The organism is Bacteroides fluxus YIT 12057 (genome assembly GCF_000195635.1).
GTDB classification, from domain to species: domain Bacteria; phylum Bacteroidota; class Bacteroidia; order Bacteroidales; family Bacteroidaceae; genus Bacteroides; species Bacteroides fluxus.
This window is the reverse complement of sequence record NZ_GL882602.1, coordinates 1-19,941: the sequence shown is the minus strand read 5'-3', so window position 1 is coordinate 19,941 and position 19,941 is coordinate 1. Positions and strand designations below refer to the sequence as shown.

Below are 19,941 nucleotides of genomic sequence, written 5' to 3'. Positions count from 1 at the left end.
CCGGATGCAAGAATCAGTCATCAGACAAGAGATTTTTGAATAGTAAAGTGCCAAATTGGGCTAAAACCGACGTTAATAAAAGTTATTTCCACACAATGGAAAACGCAAAATAAACAAACAGGGAAAAAGATGATTATCATAAAGTTGATACAAGTATTTGTAACAAAACCAGAACAAATAAGCGTGCTGGCAAACCATTTGCCGTCACTTGCCTACACGGTTGCCGTCACTCCGCAAATGCCGATGAACAGAGAGATGCAGGACAAAAGTGACGGAGTGACGGCAAAATATGAAAAAACTCCCTGTAGCGCTGAATTCAACTTTTAAATGAAAGAAGCCGTGTTTACAATGTCATACTTCCCCCTATCTGACAGGATAAACACTTTTCCGCTACATTTATCAAACAATTAATTGACGAAAAATTTCTTTATTTTAGAAGAAATATCTTTCTTTGTACTGCTTTATGCTTGAAAAAAGGATTCAATACCAATATTAATTAATATAGTTATGAAGATTTCACACATTGAACATCTGGGCATTGCCGTCAAGAGCATTGAAGAAGCCCTTCCGTATTATGAAAACGTTTTAGGTTTGAAATGCTACAACATTGAGACAGTGGAGGATCAGAAAGTAAGAACAGCTTTTCTGAAGGTTGGCGATGTAAAAATCGAATTGCTGGAACCGACTTCTCCCGAAAGTACCATTGCCAAATTCATCGAAAAGAACAATGGCAATGGAGGTATGCACCATTTAGCATTCGCTGTTGAAGACGGAGTAGCTAATGCCCTTGCCACGGTGGAAGCACAAGGCATACGCCTTATCGACAAAGCTCCCCGTAAAGGTGCAGAAGGGTTGAACATCGCATTCCTTCATCCGAAATCAACACTCGGCGTATTGACAGAACTTTGCGAGAAACCATAAATCTCCAAATTCCCAAGCCATAAATCATAAATTATAAATCATAAATCCAAAAAGATGAGTAATCAACTTGAGAAAATTAAAGAGCTTATCGACCGCCGCGCCGCTGCACGCCTCGGTGGTGGTGAGAAAGCCATTGCCAAGCAACACGAGAAAGGTAAATATACAGCTCGCGAGCGCATTGCCATGCTGCTCGACGAAGGCAGTTTCGAGGAAATGGACATGTTCGTTGAACACAGATGTACCAACTTCGGCATGGAAAAGAAACACTATCCCGGTGACGGTGTAGTGACCGGTTGCGGTACTATCGAAGGTCGTCTGGTTTATATCTTTGCACAAGACTTTACGGTTTCTGCCGGTTCTTTGTCTGAAACCATGTCATTGAAGATTTGCAAGATCATGGATCAAGCCATGAAGATGGGTGCTCCCTGTATCGGTATCAATGACTCGGGTGGCGCCCGCATCCAGGAAGGCATCAACGCTTTGGCCGGATATGCTGAAATTTTCCAACGCAATATCCTTGCTTCAGGTGTTATTCCGCAGATTTCCGGAATCTTCGGCCCTTGTGCCGGCGGTGCCGTTTATTCTCCCGCTTTGACGGACTTCACTTTGATGATGGAAGGTACTTCCTATATGTTCCTCACCGGCCCGAAAGTGGTGAAGACCGTGACCGGCGAAGACGTCAGCCAGGAAAACCTGGGTGGCGCAAGCGTTCACTCTACCAAATCGGGTGTCACTCATTTTACCGCCCAGACAGAAGAAGAAGGTTTGGCTCTTATCCGCAAGCTTTTGGGATACATCCCGCAAAACAATCTGGAAGAGGCTCCTTACGTAGATTGTACAGACCCGATTGACCGTCTGGAAGATTCTCTGAACGAGATCATTCCCGACAATCCCAACAAGCCGTATGACATGTATGAAGTCATCGGAGCCATTGTTGACAACGGTGAATTCCTTGAAATCCAGAAAGATTATTCCAAGAATATCATCATCGGTTTCGCACGTTTCAACGGACAATCCGTAGGTATCGTTGCCAACCAGCCGAAATATCTGGCAGGTGTACTTGACAGCAACGCCTCCCGTAAAGGCGCACGCTTTGTCCGCTTCTGCGATGCTTTCAACATTCCTATCGTATCATTGGTAGATGTACCGGGATTCCTGCCGGGCACAGGACAGGAATACAATGGCGTAATTCTGCACGGCGCCAAATTGCTGTATGCCTACGGTGAGGCTACCGTGCCCAAAGTAACCATTACCCTGCGCAAGTCTTACGGCGGTTCTCACATTGTGATGAGCTGTAAACAACTCCGTGGTGACATGAACTATGCATGGCCTACCGCCGAAATCGCCGTAATGGGTGGTGCAGGTGCCGTAGAGGTATTGTATGCCCGTGAAGCCAAGGACCAGGAAAATCCGGCCCAATTCCTCGCCGAAAAGGAAGCCGAATACACCAAGCTGTTTGCCAATCCTTATAATGCAGCTAAATACGGTTACATCGATGACGTGATCGAACCGCGTAATACACGTTTCCGCATCATCCGTGCCCTGCAACAGTTGCAAACTAAGAAATTAAGTAATCCGGCTAAGAAGCATGGTAATATTCCACTCTAATAAAACTTGAATTTATGAATAAAACTAAAATCGGAATATTCCTTTCATTGATGCTGGTACTAGGCTTCTGCTCTTCTTGTGGAGACCGGAAATCAAATACTAAGTTATTACTGAATGAGGTGCTGATTGACAATCAAAGCAACTTTCAGGATGACTACGGTGTACATAGCGCATGGATTGAAATATTCAACAGATCATACGGTAGTGCCGACCTTGCAGGTTGCTATCTGAAGTTCAGTAGTCAACCGGGTGATACTCTCAGTTATTTTATTCCCAAAGGCGATGTTCTGACTTTGGTAAAACCCCGTCAGCATGCCTTGTTCTGGGCGGATGGAGAGCCTAACCGTGGTACTTTCCACACAAATTTCAAACTGGATACCTCAAATGCCAACTGGATCGGCCTGTACGATTCCGGGAAGAAATTGCTTGACCAGATTGTAGTGCCTGCCGGTACACTGAAGGCTAACCAGTCGTATGCGCGTATCAGTGACGCTGCAGACCAATGGGAAGTGAAGGGACAGAGCAGCGACAAATACGTGACTCCAAGCACCAACAACAAGACTATCGACAGCAATGCCAAAATGGAAAAGTTCGAGGAGCATGACAGCGCAGGTATAGGTATGGCAATATCTGCCATGAGCGTTGTTTTCTGCGGATTGATACTGCTTTATATCTCATTCAAGGTTGTAGGTAAAATATCCGTCAACCTCAGCAAGCGCAATGCCATGAGAGCCAAAGGCATCACCGACAAACAGGAAGCGAAAGAGAAACAACTGGGACAAGCTCCCGGAGAGGTATTCGCCGCTATCGCAATGGCTATGCACGAATTCCAGAGCGACGTACACGATGTGGAAGATACCGTACTTACCATTACCCGCGTAAAACGCAGTTATTCTCCTTGGAGTTCAAAGATCTATACGCTGCGTGAGACTCCCCACAAAAAGTAAGTCACCCATAATAAAGCTAAAACGATGAAAGAATATAAATATAAAATTAACGGCAACGTATATAAAGTTGCCATCGGAGATATTGAAGACAACATCGCTCACGTAGAAGTGAACGGTACTTCCTACAAGGTTGAAATGGAGAAGAAGCCAAAAGCCGAACCGATAAAGCCGGTAGTACGCCCGGTAGCAAGTTCCGCACCTGCTGCTGCGCCCGCTGCTACAGTCAACCGCCCGGCAGCAGCTTCTGCCGGCAAGTCCGGCGTAAAATCCCCGCTTCCCGGCGTCATCCTCGACATCAAGGTGAACGTAGGCGACAGCGTGAAGAAGGGACAACTTATCGTAATCCTGGAAGCCATGAAAATGGAGAACAGCATCAATGCCGACAGAGACGGCAAGATTACAGCCATCAATGTGAACAAAGGAGACTCGGTTCTCGAAGGTACTGACCTCGTAATTATTGAATAATATGGGAGAATTCATCACATTTTTAGGAAACAACCTTGCCGACTTCTGGACATATACGGGTTTTGCCAATGCAACGGCAGGACATGTGGTAATGCTTCTGGTAGGTTTGTTTTTCATATACTTGGCCGTAGCCAAGGAATTTGAGCCGATGCTTCTGATACCTATCGGTTTCGGTATGCTGATCGGTAATATACCTTTTAATATGGAAGCCGGATTGAAAGTCGGTATCTACGAAGAAGGTTCTGTACTCAACATCCTGTATCAAGGGGTAACTTCCGGTTGGTATCCGCCACTCATATTCCTGGGTATCGGTGCCATGACGGATTTCTCCGCCCTGATTTCGAACCCGAAGCTGATGCTGGTCGGCGCAGCCGCGCAATTCGGTATTTTCGGCGCATACATGACAGCCTTAGCCATCGGATTCGATCCGATGCAAGCCGGAGCTATCGGCATCATCGGTGGTGCAGACGGCCCGACGGCTATCTTCCTTTCGTCCAAGCTGGCTCCCAACCTGATGGGTGCAATCGCGGTGTCCGCCTATTCCTACATGGCGTTGGTACCGGTAATACAGCCGCCCATCATGCGTCTGCTTACCAGCAAGAACGAACGCCTTATCCGCATGAAACCGCCGCGCGTTGTTTCTCATACGGAAAAAGTGATGTTCCCGATTATCGGTCTGTTGCTCACTTGCTTCCTCGTTCCGTCCGGCCTGCCTTTGCTGGGTATGCTGTTCTTCGGTAACCTGTTGAAGGAAAGCGGTGTAACCCGTCGTCTGGCCAACACGGCCAGCGGTCCGCTGATTGATACAATCACCATCCTGCTGGGTCTGACCGTAGGTGCTTCCACGCAAGCATCCGAGTTCCTGAGCACAGACTCATTATGGATTTTCGGTCTGGGCGCATTCTCATTCGTCGTCGCAACTGCTTCCGGTGTAATCTTCGTGAAGATATTCAATCTCTTCCTGAAGAAAGGCAATAAGATTAATCCGCTGATCGGTAATGCCGGTGTATCTGCCGTGCCCGATTCTGCACGTATCTCCCAAGTAGTAGGTCTGGAATACGATCCTACCAATTACTTATTGATGCATGCTATGGGTCCGAATGTGGCAGGCGTAATCGGTTCTGCTGTAGCAGCCGGTATCCTGTTAGGATTCTTAATGTAAATATAATGTATATGTTACATACAACTGACTGAACAGGTTTTCAACCAGTTGTAAAAGCCCCTTCCATATGAAGGGGCTTTTTTGTTAATCTATCCAAAATAAATTACGATATTTTCGTAAACACGGTATTTTTAGTAACTTGCACTCAGTTTAACGAGAAATAAAAGCTAATACGGTATGAGAAAACTTATTATTTCCTTATGTCTCAGTGCTTGTTGTTCCTTATTGGCAGCACAAAACACCAATCCTATTCAAGAAGCAATGGCCAATTATGACTACGAAACCGCATTGTCACTTATTGAACAGGAAATACCTACTGTCCCTTTGCTGTTCCAAAAGGGAAAAGCCTTAAAAGGCTTGGGAGACAACGGCAAAGCGTTACTGGTATTTCAAGAAATCGCAATGCAGGACTCACTCAACCCGCGTGCCTATATTGAGGCTGCCGAATGCTGCAAGTCTCTTGCCAAATACTGGGAAGCACTAACTTACTACCAAAATGCATTAAAGCTGAATCCGGACAATAAATATGTACGCCTGCAATACATCAGTATGTTGATGAGCATGAAGAGATACAACGAATCCCTGCAAGAAAGCAATGCATTGGCCGAGAAAGACAGTTCTGCCTTCGTGCTGCATCTCAGGGCTGAAAGTATGGGACACGTTTACGACAATACCCAAATCATGCAGGTAATAGAAGCTTATCAGGACATACAGAGAAGATACCCTGAAGACTATCTGTCAGCCGCCAAACTGGGTAATATCTATGTTGCCGGAGGCCAATTTGAGGATGCCATAGAAACGACTGAAAAATATCGCGCCATCGATTCCACCAACATCCTTGTCAACCGGGTCAATGCACAGGCTTACTGTCTGGACAAAAACTATACAAAAGCCATACAGAGATACGAACAACTGCTGCAGGAAAAGGACAGCAGCTTCCAGACCTGCTTTTATGCAGGAATCAGCTACTATGCCATCGAAGACTTTTACCCGGCACATGACTTGCTGGAAAGAGCGCTCAAGGATGACGGTACCAATATCAACGTACTCTATTACCTGGGACGTGCCTGCTCCAAGACCTCATGGAAAAAGGAAGGCGTAATGCATCTGGAAAATGCTGTTAAGATAGCCATGCCCAGTGACAGTATCATGACACGCCTATACGTAGGATTAGCGGATTGCTACAAAATGGCAAACATGCACAAAGAGCAGGCAAATGCTATTCTGGAACAATACAAAGAATATGACCGGAACAAACATAAGCTACTTTATGATGCCGCTTTCATCTACTATTATCGTCTGAAGAACATCTCCAAAGCCGAACAATGTCTGGAAGCCTACCTGAACACCCGCCCCAAAGAAAAGCAAGAACAAGAAGTGGACGGAGACGGTATTCCCATCATCGGGGAAAACAACAGGTATAACGCCGCCGAAACATGGCTGAACGATATCAGAAAAAAAAGAAAAGAAGAAAAATTCTTCAAAGGCGAGATAGAAAAAGAATAATTTATCCGGTTACAGAAAACGTTTGCATAATATAATAAGGTATAGTCGGCGGGGAAACGGTTTGTTTCTCCGCTAATTGTTTTAAATTAGCACACATAAAATAACCGAAAAGTTACTATCATGAAAAAAATTTTCTCTATTCTAGGAGCAATCATGCTCTCACTTAGCACGTATGCAGCGATGAATGTGAACAAAATCGATCCTCCCTTCTGGTACACCGGAATGCAAAATCCTGAACTTCAACTAATGGTATATGGCGAAGGCATCGGTAACGCATCCGTATCGGTCAATTACCCCGGCGTTTCATTAAGCAGCACAGTCAAACTGGAAAGTAACAACTATCTGCTGGTTTATCTTAAACTGGATAAAAACGTGAAACCGGGCAAAATGACCTTAACCTTCACCGAAGGCAAGAAAAAACTCGTTAAGGAATATGAGTTGAAAGCCCGTGCCATGAAAGGTTGTGAGCACAAAGGTTTTGACGCATCCGACGCACTGTATCTGTTAATGCCCGACCGCTTTGCCAATGGCAATCCCGACAATGACCAGATTGCCGGAATGGCTGAATACAAAGTAGATCGTAACGATCCCAATGCCCGTCACGGCGGTGACTTAGCCGGCATCGGACAACACCTCGACTACTTTTCCGACCTCGGTGTTACCGCCCTTTGGTTTACCCCGGTATTGGAAAACAACATGACCGGCGGTTCCTATCACGGATATGCCACTACCGATTATTACAAGGTGGATCCCCGCTTCGGTACCAATGAGGAATACAAACAACTGATTGAAAAATCCCATGCACGCGGTATCAAGATTGTAATGGATATGATTTTCAACCATTGTGGCGTAGAACATGTATGGATCAAAGATATGCCTTCTAAAGATTGGTTCAATAATCCCGACCATGAGAAAAACTTTGTCCAGACTTCTTTCAAACTAACTCCGCACATTGATCCTTATACCTCCCAATATGACTTCGACCAGATGAATGACGGTTGGTTTGTAACCGCCATGCCGGATCTCAACCAAAAGAATCCGCACGTTTACCGCTACCTGGTTCAAAACAGCTTCTGGTGGATCGAGTATGCCAATATCGACGGCATCCGCATGGATACCTACCCTTATGCAGACTACGATGCCATGAGCAACTGGATGAAAGAACTGAACGAAGAGTATCCCAACTACAACACCGTAGGTGAAACATGGGTAGTAGAGCCTGCCTATACAGCCTGGTGGCAGAAAGACTCCAAACTGTCTGCTCCCAAGAACAGTAACCTGAAAACAGTAATGGACTTCAGTTTCTTCGACAAAATCAACACTGCCAAGACTGAGCAAACGGAAACCTGGTTTAAAGGTCTGGACCGCGTATATAATAGTTTTGTATATGATTTCCTTTATCCCAACCCGGCCTCTGTCCTGGCATTCATCGAAAACCATGACACCGACCGTTTTCTGGGAGAAGGAGATAACTTGCCGATGCTGAAGCAAGCCTCTACCCTGCTGCTTACTACCCGCCGCATTCCGCAACTGTACTACGGAACAGAAATCATGATGAACGGTGTGAAAAGCAAAAGTGACGGTTATGTCCGCAAAGACTTCCCCGGCGGCTGGCCCGGCGACAAAGAAACTGCCCTTACAGCCGAAGGACGCAACAAAATCCAGAATGACTGCTACAACTTCTACAAAACCATATTGAACTGGCGAAAAGGAAACGATGTCATTGCCAAAGGAAGCATGACTCAGTTTATGGTGCAGAATGGCGTATATGCTTATGCACGCCAATACGAAGGCAAAACAGTATTCGTGATGCTGAACGGAACAGACTCTGAAACAACAGTGCCTTTGAAATTTTACAAGGAAATACTGAAAGATTCAAAAAGCGGAAAAGATGTTCTTAGTGGAAAGCTGATCTCATTCGGCGAAGAGCTGAAAATGTCTCCCAGAGAATCACTGGTTATCGAACTATAAAAACACATCTAACTGCGTCGGCCTACACACTTATATGTGTAAGCCAACGCAGTTAGCTGTGTAAACCGCAAAAAATGGAGGTGTGTCGTAATGCACGATGCACCTTCTTGTGCATAAAAAAAGAGGTGTGAATTTTGACACACCTCTTTTTATATATCAGAGTCTAACTCTTATTAAGCCAACTTATTGTCTGATCCCAGCACATTGATGATTTTATGCTTGTACAATTTCTCCATGTTGTCACGAGCCGGACCCAAGTATTTACGCGGATCGAATTCAGCCGGTTTTTCTGCAAATGTCTTACGGATAGCAGCAGTCATAGCCAAACGAGAGTCTGAGTCAATGTTAATCTTGCAAACAGCAGACTTGGCAGCCTGACGCAACCATTCCTCGGGAATACCGATAGCAGCCTTCAAAGCACCACCATACTTGTTGATAGTCTCAACTTCTTCCTGAGGTACTGAAGATGAGCCGTGAAGAACGATAGGGAATCCCGGAAGTTTCTCCATAACTGCATCCAATACTTCGAATGCCAAGGGAGGAGGAACCATGTGGCCTGTAACAGGGTCAACAGTACATTGTTCCGGAGTAAACTTGTAAGCACCGTGAGAAGTACCGATTGAGATAGCCAAAGAATCGCAACCTGTGCGAGTAGCGAAGTCAATCACTTCTTCAGGATCAGTGTAAGTGTGGTGTTCGGCAGAAACTTCGTCTTCTACACCGGCCAATACACCAAGTTCACCTTCTACAGTTACATCGAACTGGTGAGCATATTCTACCACTTTCTTAGTCAAAGCAACATTTTCTTCGTATGGAAGGTGAGAACCGTCAATCATCACTGAAGAGAAACCGGAATCAATGCAAGACTTGCAAGTTTCAAAAGTATCTCCATGATCAAGGTGAAGAACGATTTCCGGATGAGCGCAGCCTAATTCTTTAGCATATTCTACAGCACCCTGAGCCATATAACGCAACAAAGTAGCATTGGCATACTGACGGGCACCTTTAGAAACCTGAAGAATCACAGGAGATTTAGTTTCAACTGCAGCCTTGATGATAGCCTGCATCTGTTCCATATTGTTGAAGTTGAATGCCGGAATAGCATATCCACCTTTGATGGCCTTAGCAAACATTTCTTTCGTGTTTACCAATCCTAAATCTTTGTAATTTACCATTTTGTTTAAAGTTTATTGTTAGTGAATAAAAATTCTACGCAAAAGTAAGCATTATCCTTTAAAGTAAAAGGCTCGACAGGAATAAAATATCCGCATCACCCGCCGAAATACATTCTATTTCATAGCTGTTCGCTTCATTTAACAGAGGATTGTAATCTCTATGTTACAAAAAACGAATAAAAAGGAAGAGTCCCTTGCGGACTTATCTACTTATAATCCTGTTAAAAAATATACTACGGCAGCTATCAGTTTCTTTTCTTCAAATAGAGAATCGTCGGCAAATGGTCACTATAACCGTTCAGCCAAGTCCGCCCACCGTGTGTACGCAATGGAGAACCTTTATATTTGCCATCTTGCTGAATAAGATAATCACGTATAAAGACCTCATTATGGTCATACCGCAATCCCCTCTTTGCCTTTAGCAAAGGCTTTGAAATAACAATCTGGTCAAATAAGTTCCATTTTCCCCGATATAGAAGGGTTCCCACTCCTTTATCTTCCAAGGTTTCCCACCATGGGTTATAAAACTCACCCTTCTTTACCTCTTTGATATACTTGCGTGCCCCCAATTCTTTCATACTTTCATCCATGGGGTCATCATTCATGTCTCCCATGACTATCAGCTTCAGTTTTTTGTCCTGACACATCAAGGAGTCTTTCAAGGCTTTCACCTGTCTGGCGGCATGTACACGTACCGGCGTCTTGGCACCACGTGACGGCCAGTGATTGACTATCACACAGACACGTTCACCTGCCAACTCACCATCTACTATCAGAAATCCCCGGGTCAGATGTACCGTATCTCCTTCAAAAGGCGTAGAAAGTACCAACTTAGAAGCGGTTACTCGAAATTGGTCCGGATCATAAAGCAATGCACAATCAATTCCACGTTTGTCTGGGCCTTCATAATGTACAAATTCATACTTGGAGATGGCAGGCTGCTTTACCAGATCGACCAATACATTACGGTTTTCCACTTCGGCAACCCCTATAAAAGCCGGTCCCTCGGGTACCAGTTCCTTTGACAAGGCCCCTAAAACCCTAGAGAGATTCTGCAACTTGGCCTCATATTTCTTGGCTGTCCAATGATAGCTTCCGTCAGGCAGAAATTCATAATCGTTCTTGCCCGCATCATGAATGGTATCAAACAAATTTTCCAGATTGTAGAACGCAACGCTATACAGCTCCCGTTCTGTATTCTGTGCCCCCAAAGTCGCAATGCAGAGCCAGAAAGAGAATAGAATAAATAGTTTTTTCATAAATTAAAGAGATTAATTCCATGCAAAAATCAGAAATAAAACGGGATAAACCTATTTTTTCATGAAACATTTTTTCTATTTCAGAGAAATGCATTATCTTTGCGCTCTGAAAAAGAAGACCATTACACTATTTAATACCAAAATAGTAACCGAAATAATAAATTAAAAACAAATATTGAAATGAAAAAAGGTATTCATCCTGAAAATTACCGCCCGGTAGTATTTAAAGATATGTCAAACGGTGATGTATTCTTGTCTCGTTCTACTTGCAACACAAAAGAGACTATCGAATTCGAAGGTGAAACTTATCCGTTGGTAAAGTTGGAAATCTCCAGCACTTCTCACCCGTTCTATACCGGTAAGTCCAAATTGGTTGACACTGCCGGCCGCGTTGACAAGTTCATGAGCCGTTACGGTAACCGCAAGAAATAATTCAGTATTCAAAGTACTGGAGGAAGGGAATCTTTTTTATGAAGATTCCCTTTTTTTATAGGGTTTTTCCTATTGGCAAATAGGGGAAAAAACAAGCAAGAAAGGAAACTCTTTCCTATTTTTGTAGCATGACAATAATAAACTCCAATAAATATGAAACGACTGGTAACCTTATTCATTCTGACAACTCTTGTCATTGCAGCGGGATTTGCCAAACCCAGGCAAAAAGATTTAAGCGGCAGTATCGCCATCAAAGGCGAGTTAACCAGAGAGTACAAAAAGGTACCGGCAGGTACTCCTGTCATTATTCGCCGCGTGGTAAAAACGAACCAGACCACCAATAACAGCGGAATCTATTATGCCGTCGAAATCAACGGCCTGCAGGAAAGTGTTCCTTTAGAAGAAATGGATGTCGTCTCTCTCTCCACCCCGGAAACCGACCGGGAGTTCTGGCAACAAGTATATCTCAAAAGGCATCTTTATGAATACTTCCACAATCGTGGTTATAAACACAAGTTACGTCAAGAAATTGATGAAGAATGTACCGACTACCTGGATAAGTTAAATGAGATAGCCTATCAAGATGATTACATCACCTCTTATGTACAAAGTGTATTCGCCAAACTAAACGCTACCACTATTGACCCTAATCGCGGCGAGAGCCTCAACGTACGTGTCATCCAATCCGCCGAACCGGATGCGTTCATGCTTCCAAACGGTTCCATGCTTATCAGCACCGGACTTATTTGTACACTTGACTCCGAAGATGAGCTTGCCGCAATCATCGCAAACGAGCTATCCCACTATGTACTTGACCACCAAGTGGATAATATTTATCGTGCCGAACGACGCGCCAAACGTGCCGCCTTCTGGGGAACTGTATTTGCAGCTACAGCCGAAGCGGCTCTTGACATTGCTTATTGGGATGATGACAGGAACGCCTATGCAATCAGTTTCGTTGCCGACATCGCCCACATCACTGCCTTATTAAGCATGCCTACCATAGACCGACTGGGTATGAAATACAAAATCGGGCAAGAAGTAACATCAGACCGGCTGGCCCGCGAACTGTTAACATTCAAAGGATATAATCCTGACGGACTGGCATCTGCTTTGGAGAAAATCCTCGGTTACTATAACCAACATCAACGTAAAGAGGACATCAACCGATATGGAAGCATAGAGAATCTGTCAAAACGCCTAGACAAAATAGGCAAAGCGGAAACTCAAAGCAACCGTCCCTATTTGAGGAATACTTGCGATGTGGTCACTTTCAACGCTGCCATGAACTTTGCCAACAAGCGTTACAAAGAAGCTGCCCAATTGATACGCAAGAACATAAGCAACGGATTTGCCACAGACAATGACTACATTATACTGGTAAAGGCAGAAATGGCACTATCCAACTCTGAAGAGGTCAACAACAGATGCCTTTCCCTGCTTGATAAAGCTCAGGAAATGGCCGGTGAAAATCCTAATTTAGACATCTACAAGCAAAGGGTCCTGTTGCTAATGCGTATGAACAAGCAAGCTAAAGCCGCCGATACCCTAAAAGAATATCTCACCCTACTTACCCGCTATCAAGAACAAGGGGTGGAAGGAGAAGAAAAAGAATGGACCAATAAAGAGATTGGCTGGGCCAATCAGATGTTGGAAAGGGTAAGCAGGATATAAAGTCGCACAAGACATGAGCTTAAAAATAAAAGAGTGAAAGAATGAAAAGGTTACATCCGTGATATGATGTTCTTTTCATTCTTTCACTCTTCTATTTTTGGCGCAAAGCACTGAACCAGGTTACTTGCGGAAGGGTGGTTTTACCACTACAGCTTTCAACTTGCGCCCACGCATATCTATACAGATTTCCGTACCCGGCTTACTGAATTCCGGCTTCACATATCCCATACCGATTCCTATTTTACGGACAGGTGACATCGTACCTGAAGTCACCGACCCAATAGCCGTACCGTCTGCACTATACAATTCATAACCGTGACGGGGAATTCCACGGTCCACCATCTCAAAACCAACCAGTTTGCGGATTGTCCCTTCCGTTTTCTGTTTCTCAAGCATCGGACGGTTCGTAAAATTCTTGCCATCTACAAACTTGGTAATCCATCCCAAACCGGCCTCAATAGGCGACGTGGTATCATCCAAGTCATTACCGTACAAACAGAATCCCATTTCCAGACGAAGCGTATCGCGGGCTCCCAAGCCGATGGGCTTGATACCAAACTCCGCCCCAGCCTCGAATACAGCATCCCATATCTTCATGGCTACTTCCGGATAGAAATAAAGTTCAAATCCCCCTGCACCTGTATAACCGGTATTCGAGATGATGACATCCTTTTCTCCGGCAAATTCACCATGAGTAAATGTATAATAAGGAAGCGCAGAGAGGTCAATAGAAGTCAGTTTCTGCAAAGCAAGAATGGCTTTTGGACCTTGCACGGCAAGCTGTGCCATACGGTCGGAAGCATTCTCCAGCTCGGCACCCTCCGTATTGTGGGAAACACACCAATTCCAATCCTTCTCAATATTGGAAGCGTTCACCACAAGGAGATATTTTTCCGGTTCATAATGATACACCAGAAGGTCATCCACAATACCACCGTCCTCGTTGGGGAAACAAGTATATTGCACCTTGCCCGGAGTAAGGGCGGCAACATTATTGGAAGTCACTTTCTGCAAAAAGTCCAAAGCCTTCGGACCCTTTACCCAAAACTCGCCCATGTGTGACACGTCAAAGACACCGACGCCTTGGCAAACGGTCAGATGTTCATCAATGATGCCAGAATATTCAATAGGCATATTATATCCCGCAAATTCATGCATTTTGGCACCCAGCGAGATATGTTTTTCTGTAAACGGAGTGGTTTTCATGGTAGATTTTAAATTATGAATTATAAATTAGATGTTATTTACAAGCAACAAGTTCCGCAATTTTCACGATGACGTTCATAGCCTTCTCCATGCTCTGGATGGGCACAAACTCATAACGCCCGTGGAAGTTCAGCCCCCCGGCAAAGATATTGGGACAAGGCAGGCCTTTAAAAGAAAGCTGTGCACCGTCCGTACCACCACGGATAGCCTTTACATGAGGTTCAACACCGGCAGCTTTCATTGCAGCAAACGCAGTGTCGATAATATGCATCACCGGCTCAATCTGCTCACGCATATTGTAGTATTGATCCCGAAGTTCAAGAGTGGCAGTTCCCTCACCATATTCAGTATTAATCTTTCTGACAAGATGCTCCATTTCTTTCTTGCGGCTTTCAAAACGGGCACGGTCGTGGTCACGGATAATATAGGAAACAGCAGTCTGCTCTACCTCACCGTTGATACTGATCAAATGATAGAAGCCCTCATACCCTTCGGTATGTTCCGGAGTTTCATGACTGGGCAACATAGAAATAAAACGATTGGCTACACGCATGGAATTTATCATCTTATGCTTGGCGTAACCCGGATGCACATTGCGCCCCTTAAAGGTAATTTTGGCGGAAGCTGCATTGAAATTCTCAAATTCAAGTTCACCGACCTCACCGCCATCCATGGTATAAGCCCAGTCACAGCCAAACCGTTCTACATCGAACTTATGAGCCCCCAGACCGATTTCTTCATCCGGATTAAATCCTACGCGGATTTTGCCATGCTTGATTTCGGGATGTTCTTTCAGATAAACCACGGCCGACACTATCTCTGCAATACCGGCCTTGTCATCCGCCCCCAGCAAAGTCTTACCATTGGTTACAATCAAGTCTTCACCTGTATGGTCAAGCAGTTCCGGAAATTGCGAAGGAGACAATACTACGTTCTCTTCAGCACAAAGGACGATATCTTTACCATCATAATTTTCTACAATACGGGGAGTTACATCCTTTCCGCTCATATCGGGGCTTGTATCCATGTGTGCAATAAAACCGACAGTCGGCAAAGGTTTATCTGTATTGGCCGGAAGAGTAGCAAATAAATAGCCATTTTCATCCAACGAAATTTCCTCCAACCCCAAAGACTCCAACTCCTCTTTCAGAAATTTGGCAAACACCATTTGTCCCGGAGTACTCGGAGTCACTCCGCTTTCTTCATTCGACTGAGTATCGAAGCTTACATACTTTAAAAAACGTTCTACTAAAGTCATATAATTTATAATTTAGCCGCGCGGAACGCGAAATTAATAATTAAAGAATGAAAGAATAAAAACAGCCATATAACAGGCTGATGACAAGTCATCAAGAATACCTCCATTTTAATCCTTTCATTTTTAGCGAAGTCCTGCTTCGCTAAATTAGCATTTAATTGCTGTAAAGATAAAAAAAGGGGTGTGAACTGCCAAGCAATTCACACCCCTTTTTTATTCGTTAACGACTATTTGTCAATTAGAAATGGCTACTACCGTCAAAACAATGCGTACAGATCTTACACTTAGGCAATCCAATGGCTTCTATCAATGTCTCCAATGTGTTAAACTTCAACGAAGAAAGCCCGAAACGCTCCCGGATAACTTCCACCATTCTTTCATACTGCGGCGAGCCGGTAGTGGCATACTTGTCCAAATCCTTGTTTTCATCACCTTCCAGTTCCTTAATCACCCGGCGGGTAATCAATTCCAAATCTCCTTTAGAGGCAGTAAAGCCGACAAAGGGACAGCTATAAATCAGCGGAGGACACGCAATGCGGATATGCACTTCCTTGGCACCATATTCATACAACACTTTTACATTATCCCGCAACTGCGTACCACGGACAATAGAGTCATCGCAGAATAACAAACGCTTGCCCTCCAACAAGGCGCGGTTGGGTATCAGCTTCATCTTAGCCACCAATGAACGCATCTCCTGCTTGCTGGGAGTAAAGCTGCGCGGCCAGGTAGGAGTATATTTAGAGATGGCACGATGATAAGGCACCCCTTTTCCTTCAGCATATCCTAACGCCATGCCTACACCGGAGTCCGGAATGCCACAAGCACAATCCACTTCCGAGTTATCCGTCTGCGCCATCTTGAAACCGGATGTAAAACGCACCTCTTCCACATTCTTGCCTTCATAACATGAAGTCGGGAAACCGTAATATACCCACAAGAACGAACAAATTTGCATTTCCTCATTGGGTTTGCGCATCTGTTCCACTCCGTCAGAAGTCAAGCGGACGATTTCCCCCGGCCCAAGATACCTCTCTATCTCGTAACCTAAATTCGGGAAACTGCTCGATTCGCTTGTAGCAGCATACGCACCATCTTTTTTACCCAACACTACCGGTGTACGCCCCCACTTGTCACGTGCGGCAATGATACCGTCTTCCGTAAGCAGCAACATGGAACAGGAGCCTTTGATATGTTTATATACATTTTCAATCCCCTCCACAAAGTTCTTGCCTTGTATAAGGAGCAGTGCGATAAGTTCTGTCTGATTGGTTTTTCCTGAGCTAAGTTCGCCGAAATGCATATTCTGGGACAGCAATTCATCTTCCAGTTCCTGCAGATTCATGATCTTGGCCACAGTTACGATGGCAAAACGTCCGAGGTGAGAATTCAATATGAGCGGTTGGGGATCTGTATCACTGATAATTCCTATACCGGAATTTCCTTTGAACTTATCCAGTTCATCTTCAAATTTCGTACGAAAATAAGTACTTTCCAAATTATGGATAGAACGAGTAAACAGTTCGTTTTCTGCATCATACGTTGCCAAACCACCACGTTTTGTCCCTAAATGCGAATTATAATCTGTGCCGTAAAACAAATCAGCCACGCAACTCGCTTTGGCGACTGTCCCGAAAAAACCTCCCATAGATTCTTTTTGTTAATTAGTTATTTTTTTAACGAGTGCAAAGTTACAAAGAAGTTTCTATGTTAGCGTCATATTCCATAAATAAAAAAATGTCCCGCAAGACATGAATCCTGCGGGACACCCACTAATGCCTAATAAAAACTCTTTTTACCCTAATCATCTCCATTTTTTTACAACCTTCTTATCAGCCGGAGTCGCTTCAATCAGACTTAAAGCAAAGCCACCGCTGCGGGCTTCCTTAACGGACATCTTAGTCTTGCTGGTTACTATACCCTTCTTAATCTGATAAGAAGTCGGATCTCCCTGGTAATCGGCATCCTTACCGTCAGCATAAAGAGTAGCCACATATTGCTTGCCCGGTTCAAGGAAGTCGAGCGTAAAGTTGGCCGTACGGGCATTTTCATCGGTAATGCCACCTACAAACCAATTGTTCGTCCCCTTAGCCTTACGGGCTACTGTGATATAATCACCCGGCTCCGCCTCGATATATTTGCTGTCGTCCCAATCTACCGCCACGTCTTTAATGAACTGGAAAGCATCCATGTGCTTCTCATAATTCTCCACCAAATCGGCAGCCATCTGCAGCGGGCTATACAGAGTGACATATAAAGCCAACTGCTTGGCCAAGGTAGTCTGTACACGTCCGTGAGGCAAGTCGCCCATAAAATCAAGTTTGATATCAAAGATACCCGGAGTATAATCCATCGGACCACCGATGAGACGGGTGAAAGGAAGAAGAGTGGTATGGAACGGTTTGCTGCCGCCAAAAGCCTCATATTCGGTTCCACGGGCAGACTCATTACCAATCAGGTTAGGATAAGTACGGCACAATCCGGTAGGACGTACAGCTTCATGGCCATTGACACAGATCTTATAATCCGCAGCTTTTCTTACTGCATAAAGGTAGTGGTTGTTCATCCACTGACCATAATGATGTTCTCCACGCGGAATGATATCACCCACATAGCCGCTCTTCACAGCATTGTAACCGTTATCAACCATAAACTGATAAGCTTTGTCCATGTGGCGTTCATAATTCCGTACGGAGGAGGAAGTTTCATGATGCATCATCAGTTTCACGCCTTTGCTCTTGGCATACTCGTTCAGCATCTTCACGTCAAAGTCCGGATACGGAGTTACAAAATCAAATACATAGTCTTTTGAATGGCCGAACCAGTCTTCCCAACCTTCGTTCCAGCCTTCCACCAATACTTGGTCCAACCCATTGGCAGCTGCAAAGTCAATATAACGTTTTACATTTTCATTGTTGGCTCCATGACGACCGTTAGGTTTCATCTTGGAATAGTCTGTTTCGCCCAGCTTTACGGAAGGAAGTTCATCTGTATAGGCCCAAGTACTCTTGCCTGCAATCATTTCCCACCATACACCTACATATTTTACCGGCTTAATCCAAGATACATCTTCATAAGCGCAGGGTTCGTTGAGGTTTAAAGTAATTTTAGAAGCCAGGATGTCGCGAGCGTCATCGCTGACGATAACAGTACGCCACGGCGACTTGCAGGGTGCCTGCAGGTATCCCTTGTCTCCCCTTGCATCAGGCGTCAGCCATGATTCGAACACAAGATTCTTATCATCCAGATTCAAGTGCATACAAGAATAATCCACCAAAGCCGCTTCATGCAGATTGATGTAGATACCATCATCAGTCTTCATTTGCAAGGAAGTCTGCACACCCGTCGGTGAAAACTGAGCTTGGGAAGCATTGTCTGTTATAGCAGCTTCCATCAAACCGCGGATTTCAGAAAGTCTGGATTCTGTATAGTCATATTCCTGTGTATCATAATCACCCGGAATCCAAAATGCCTTATGATCGCCGGTCATGGCAAACTGAGAATGTTCTTCCTTGACAACAAAATAGTTCAAGTTCTTTTGCAAAGGGAACTCATAGCGGAAACCCAGCCCATCGTCGAAAAGGCGGAAACGGATAACGATATTACGGTCCTGCGCCTTCTGGTTCAAGGTCACAGCCAACTCGTTGTAGTGGTTGCGGATTTGCTTCACTTCTCCCCAGACCGGTTCCCATGTTTCATCAAATGTGGAAGTTTTGGCATCAGCCAGTGTAAAACCATTCATCAAGCCCGGATCATTCTTCAACTCCAGTCCTAATTTGGATGGTTTAATCACCGTCTTTCCCTTATAAGAAAGTTCGTAAACAGGTTCACCTTGCGCATTTACTGAAAAGTTCAATTGAAGTTGGCCATTGGGAGAAGTAATACTCTCCGCCTTTGCCATGCCGCCCACAAACAAGACGAGCAGGAAGCAGGCCAGTTTCGTGCAGATTGCTTTCATGTTTCTCATGTTATTGTTTATAAAATAATTATCGTGATGCAAATATAGGTAGGAAAGAGATAACATCTGAAGCAATTAAATGAAATTATGAATCATTCACCGGCAAACGTTTGCATAAATCAAACTTTATTCGCAAGCTGCGAATATCCGTTCGTACGCTGCGAATATGTGTTCGCAGGCTGCGAATGTTTGTTCGCACACTGCGAACAGAGATTTCTCTTAGCTTCGTTACTCTTTTCTATTAACTTCAAAAGCTTTTTTCATTAATTTCTTGGAATTTTCCAACAGGTATCCGGCAACCGGGATATATAGCAGCTGCCAAAGCCTTTTTCTCTCTTTATCCATAAAAGACAAAGAACATTGTTTACCCTTAATTCCGCAACACTATTATAAATATAA

Annotated in this window: 16 protein-coding genes; 10 read left to right on the top strand and 6 right to left on the bottom strand. The window is 44.4% G+C overall.

The window, feature by feature from the left end; all coding sequences use genetic code 11:
* Positions 1-129: 129 nt before the first annotated feature.
* The 8 genes from HMPREF9446_RS00080 to HMPREF9446_RS00045 all read left to right on the top strand — a co-directional run bounded on the left by HMPREF9446_RS00080 (position 130) and on the right by HMPREF9446_RS00045 (position 8,580).
* Positions 130-327 (top strand): hypothetical protein, encoded by a 198-nt coding sequence (locus tag HMPREF9446_RS00080; protein WP_009123401.1) that lies wholly within the window; start codon positions 130-132, stop codon positions 325-327.
* A gap of 180 nt (positions 328-507) precedes the next feature.
* Positions 508-921, top strand: a complete 414-nt coding sequence (gene mce, locus HMPREF9446_RS00075; protein ID WP_009123400.1) for a methylmalonyl-CoA epimerase — start codon at positions 508-510, stop codon at positions 919-921.
* A gap of 54 nt (positions 922-975) precedes the next feature.
* Positions 976-2,529, top strand: a complete 1,554-nt coding sequence (locus HMPREF9446_RS00070; protein WP_009123399.1) for an acyl-CoA carboxylase subunit beta — start codon at positions 976-978, stop codon at positions 2,527-2,529.
* A gap of 14 nt (positions 2,530-2,543) precedes the next feature.
* Positions 2,544-3,476, top strand: coding sequence for an OadG family transporter subunit (locus HMPREF9446_RS00065; RefSeq protein WP_009123398.1), 933 nt, complete (start codon positions 2,544-2,546; stop codon positions 3,474-3,476).
* A 24-nt stretch (positions 3,477-3,500) separates the two neighbouring features.
* Positions 3,501-3,941 (top strand): biotin/lipoyl-containing protein, encoded by a 441-nt coding sequence (locus HMPREF9446_RS00060; protein WP_009123397.1) that lies wholly within the window; start codon positions 3,501-3,503, stop codon positions 3,939-3,941.
* Position 3,942: 1 nt separating this feature from the next.
* On the top strand, positions 3,943-5,103 hold the full coding sequence (locus HMPREF9446_RS00055) for a sodium ion-translocating decarboxylase subunit beta (RefSeq protein ID WP_009123396.1): 1,161 nt from the start codon (positions 3,943-3,945) through the stop codon (positions 5,101-5,103).
* 177 nt (positions 5,104-5,280) lie between these two features.
* The gene (locus HMPREF9446_RS00050) at positions 5,281-6,609 is read left to right on the top strand and encodes a tetratricopeptide repeat protein (protein WP_039968136.1); all 1,329 of its coding nucleotides are present in this window, start codon (positions 5,281-5,283) and stop codon (positions 6,607-6,609) included.
* 120 nt (positions 6,610-6,729) lie between these two features.
* Positions 6,730-8,580 (top strand): glycoside hydrolase family 13 protein, encoded by a 1,851-nt coding sequence (locus HMPREF9446_RS00045; protein WP_009123394.1) that lies wholly within the window; start codon positions 6,730-6,732, stop codon positions 8,578-8,580.
* Positions 8,581-8,753: 173 nt separating this feature from the next.
* Here the strand turns inward: HMPREF9446_RS00045 and HMPREF9446_RS00040 are convergent, their stop codons facing one another.
* Positions 8,754-9,755, bottom strand: a complete 1,002-nt coding sequence (locus HMPREF9446_RS00040; RefSeq protein WP_009123393.1) for a class II fructose-bisphosphate aldolase — start codon at positions 9,753-9,755, stop codon at positions 8,754-8,756.
* 245 nt (positions 9,756-10,000) lie between these two features.
* Positions 10,001-11,014 carry an endonuclease/exonuclease/phosphatase family protein gene (locus HMPREF9446_RS00035; protein WP_009123392.1) on the bottom strand — a complete coding sequence of 338 codons (1,014 nt, stop codon included), beginning with the start codon at positions 11,012-11,014 and terminating at the stop codon, positions 10,001-10,003.
* Between the two features lie 180 nt (positions 11,015-11,194).
* Between HMPREF9446_RS00035 and HMPREF9446_RS00030 the strand changes: the two genes are divergently transcribed.
* Complete coding sequence (locus HMPREF9446_RS00030) at positions 11,195-11,446, top strand: type B 50S ribosomal protein L31 (RefSeq protein WP_005835945.1); 252 nt, start codon at positions 11,195-11,197, stop codon at positions 11,444-11,446.
* A 153-nt stretch (positions 11,447-11,599) separates the two neighbouring features.
* On the top strand, positions 11,600-13,120 hold the full coding sequence (locus HMPREF9446_RS00025; RefSeq protein WP_009123390.1) for a M48 family metallopeptidase: 1,521 nt from the start codon (positions 11,600-11,602) through the stop codon (positions 13,118-13,120).
* 120 nt (positions 13,121-13,240) lie between these two features.
* On the opposite strand, the gene gcvT is transcribed toward HMPREF9446_RS00025, so the two are convergent.
* The 4 genes from gcvT to HMPREF9446_RS00005 form a co-directional block, all read right to left on the bottom strand.
* Complete coding sequence (gene gcvT, locus HMPREF9446_RS00020; RefSeq protein ID WP_009123389.1) at positions 13,241-14,326, bottom strand: glycine cleavage system aminomethyltransferase GcvT; 1,086 nt, start codon at positions 14,324-14,326, stop codon at positions 13,241-13,243.
* Between the two features lie 34 nt (positions 14,327-14,360).
* Positions 14,361-15,584, bottom strand: a complete 1,224-nt coding sequence (gene pepT, locus HMPREF9446_RS00015; protein ID WP_009123388.1) for a peptidase T — start codon at positions 15,582-15,584, stop codon at positions 14,361-14,363.
* Between the two features lie 238 nt (positions 15,585-15,822).
* Positions 15,823-17,232: an amidophosphoribosyltransferase gene (locus tag HMPREF9446_RS00010; RefSeq protein ID WP_009123387.1), complete on the bottom strand. Its 1,410-nt coding sequence runs from the start codon at positions 17,230-17,232 to the stop codon at positions 15,823-15,825.
* A 156-nt stretch (positions 17,233-17,388) separates the two neighbouring features.
* Positions 17,389-19,551 (bottom strand): glycoside hydrolase family 97 protein, encoded by a 2,163-nt coding sequence (locus HMPREF9446_RS00005; protein ID WP_009123386.1) that lies wholly within the window; start codon positions 19,549-19,551, stop codon positions 17,389-17,391.
* Between the last annotated feature and the right edge of the window lie 390 nt (positions 19,552-19,941).

Coding starts and splice junctions, on each gene's coding strand:
- HMPREF9446_RS00055 (WP_009123396.1), top strand. CDS start 3,943: ATGGGAGAATTCATCACATTTTTAGGAAACAACCTTGCCGACTTCTGG.
- HMPREF9446_RS00040 (WP_009123393.1), bottom strand. CDS start 9,755: ATGGTAAATTACAAAGATTTAGGATTGGTAAACACGAAAGAAATGTTT.
- gcvT (WP_009123389.1), bottom strand. CDS start 14,326: ATGAAAACCACTCCGTTTACAGAAAAACATATCTCGCTGGGTGCCAAA.
- HMPREF9446_RS00065 (WP_009123398.1), top strand. CDS start 2,544: ATGAATAAAACTAAAATCGGAATATTCCTTTCATTGATGCTGGTACTA.
- HMPREF9446_RS00045 (WP_009123394.1), top strand. CDS start 6,730: ATGAAAAAAATTTTCTCTATTCTAGGAGCAATCATGCTCTCACTTAGC.
- HMPREF9446_RS00070 (WP_009123399.1), top strand. CDS start 976: ATGAGTAATCAACTTGAGAAAATTAAAGAGCTTATCGACCGCCGCGCC.
- mce (WP_009123400.1), top strand. CDS start 508: ATGAAGATTTCACACATTGAACATCTGGGCATTGCCGTCAAGAGCATT.
- HMPREF9446_RS00030 (WP_005835945.1), top strand. CDS start 11,195: ATGAAAAAAGGTATTCATCCTGAAAATTACCGCCCGGTAGTATTTAAA.
- HMPREF9446_RS00005 (WP_009123386.1), bottom strand. CDS start 19,551: ATGAGAAACATGAAAGCAATCTGCACGAAACTGGCCTGCTTCCTGCTC.
- HMPREF9446_RS00080 (WP_009123401.1), top strand. CDS start 130: ATGATTATCATAAAGTTGATACAAGTATTTGTAACAAAACCAGAACAA.
- HMPREF9446_RS00035 (WP_009123392.1), bottom strand. CDS start 11,014: ATGAAAAAACTATTTATTCTATTCTCTTTCTGGCTCTGCATTGCGACT.
- HMPREF9446_RS00025 (WP_009123390.1), top strand. CDS start 11,600: ATGAAACGACTGGTAACCTTATTCATTCTGACAACTCTTGTCATTGCA.
- HMPREF9446_RS00050 (WP_039968136.1), top strand. CDS start 5,281: ATGAGAAAACTTATTATTTCCTTATGTCTCAGTGCTTGTTGTTCCTTA.
- pepT (WP_009123388.1), bottom strand. CDS start 15,584: ATGACTTTAGTAGAACGTTTTTTAAAGTATGTAAGCTTCGATACTCAG.
- HMPREF9446_RS00010 (WP_009123387.1), bottom strand. CDS start 17,232: ATGGGAGGTTTTTTCGGGACAGTCGCCAAAGCGAGTTGCGTGGCTGAT.
- HMPREF9446_RS00060 (WP_009123397.1), top strand. CDS start 3,501: ATGAAAGAATATAAATATAAAATTAACGGCAACGTATATAAAGTTGCC.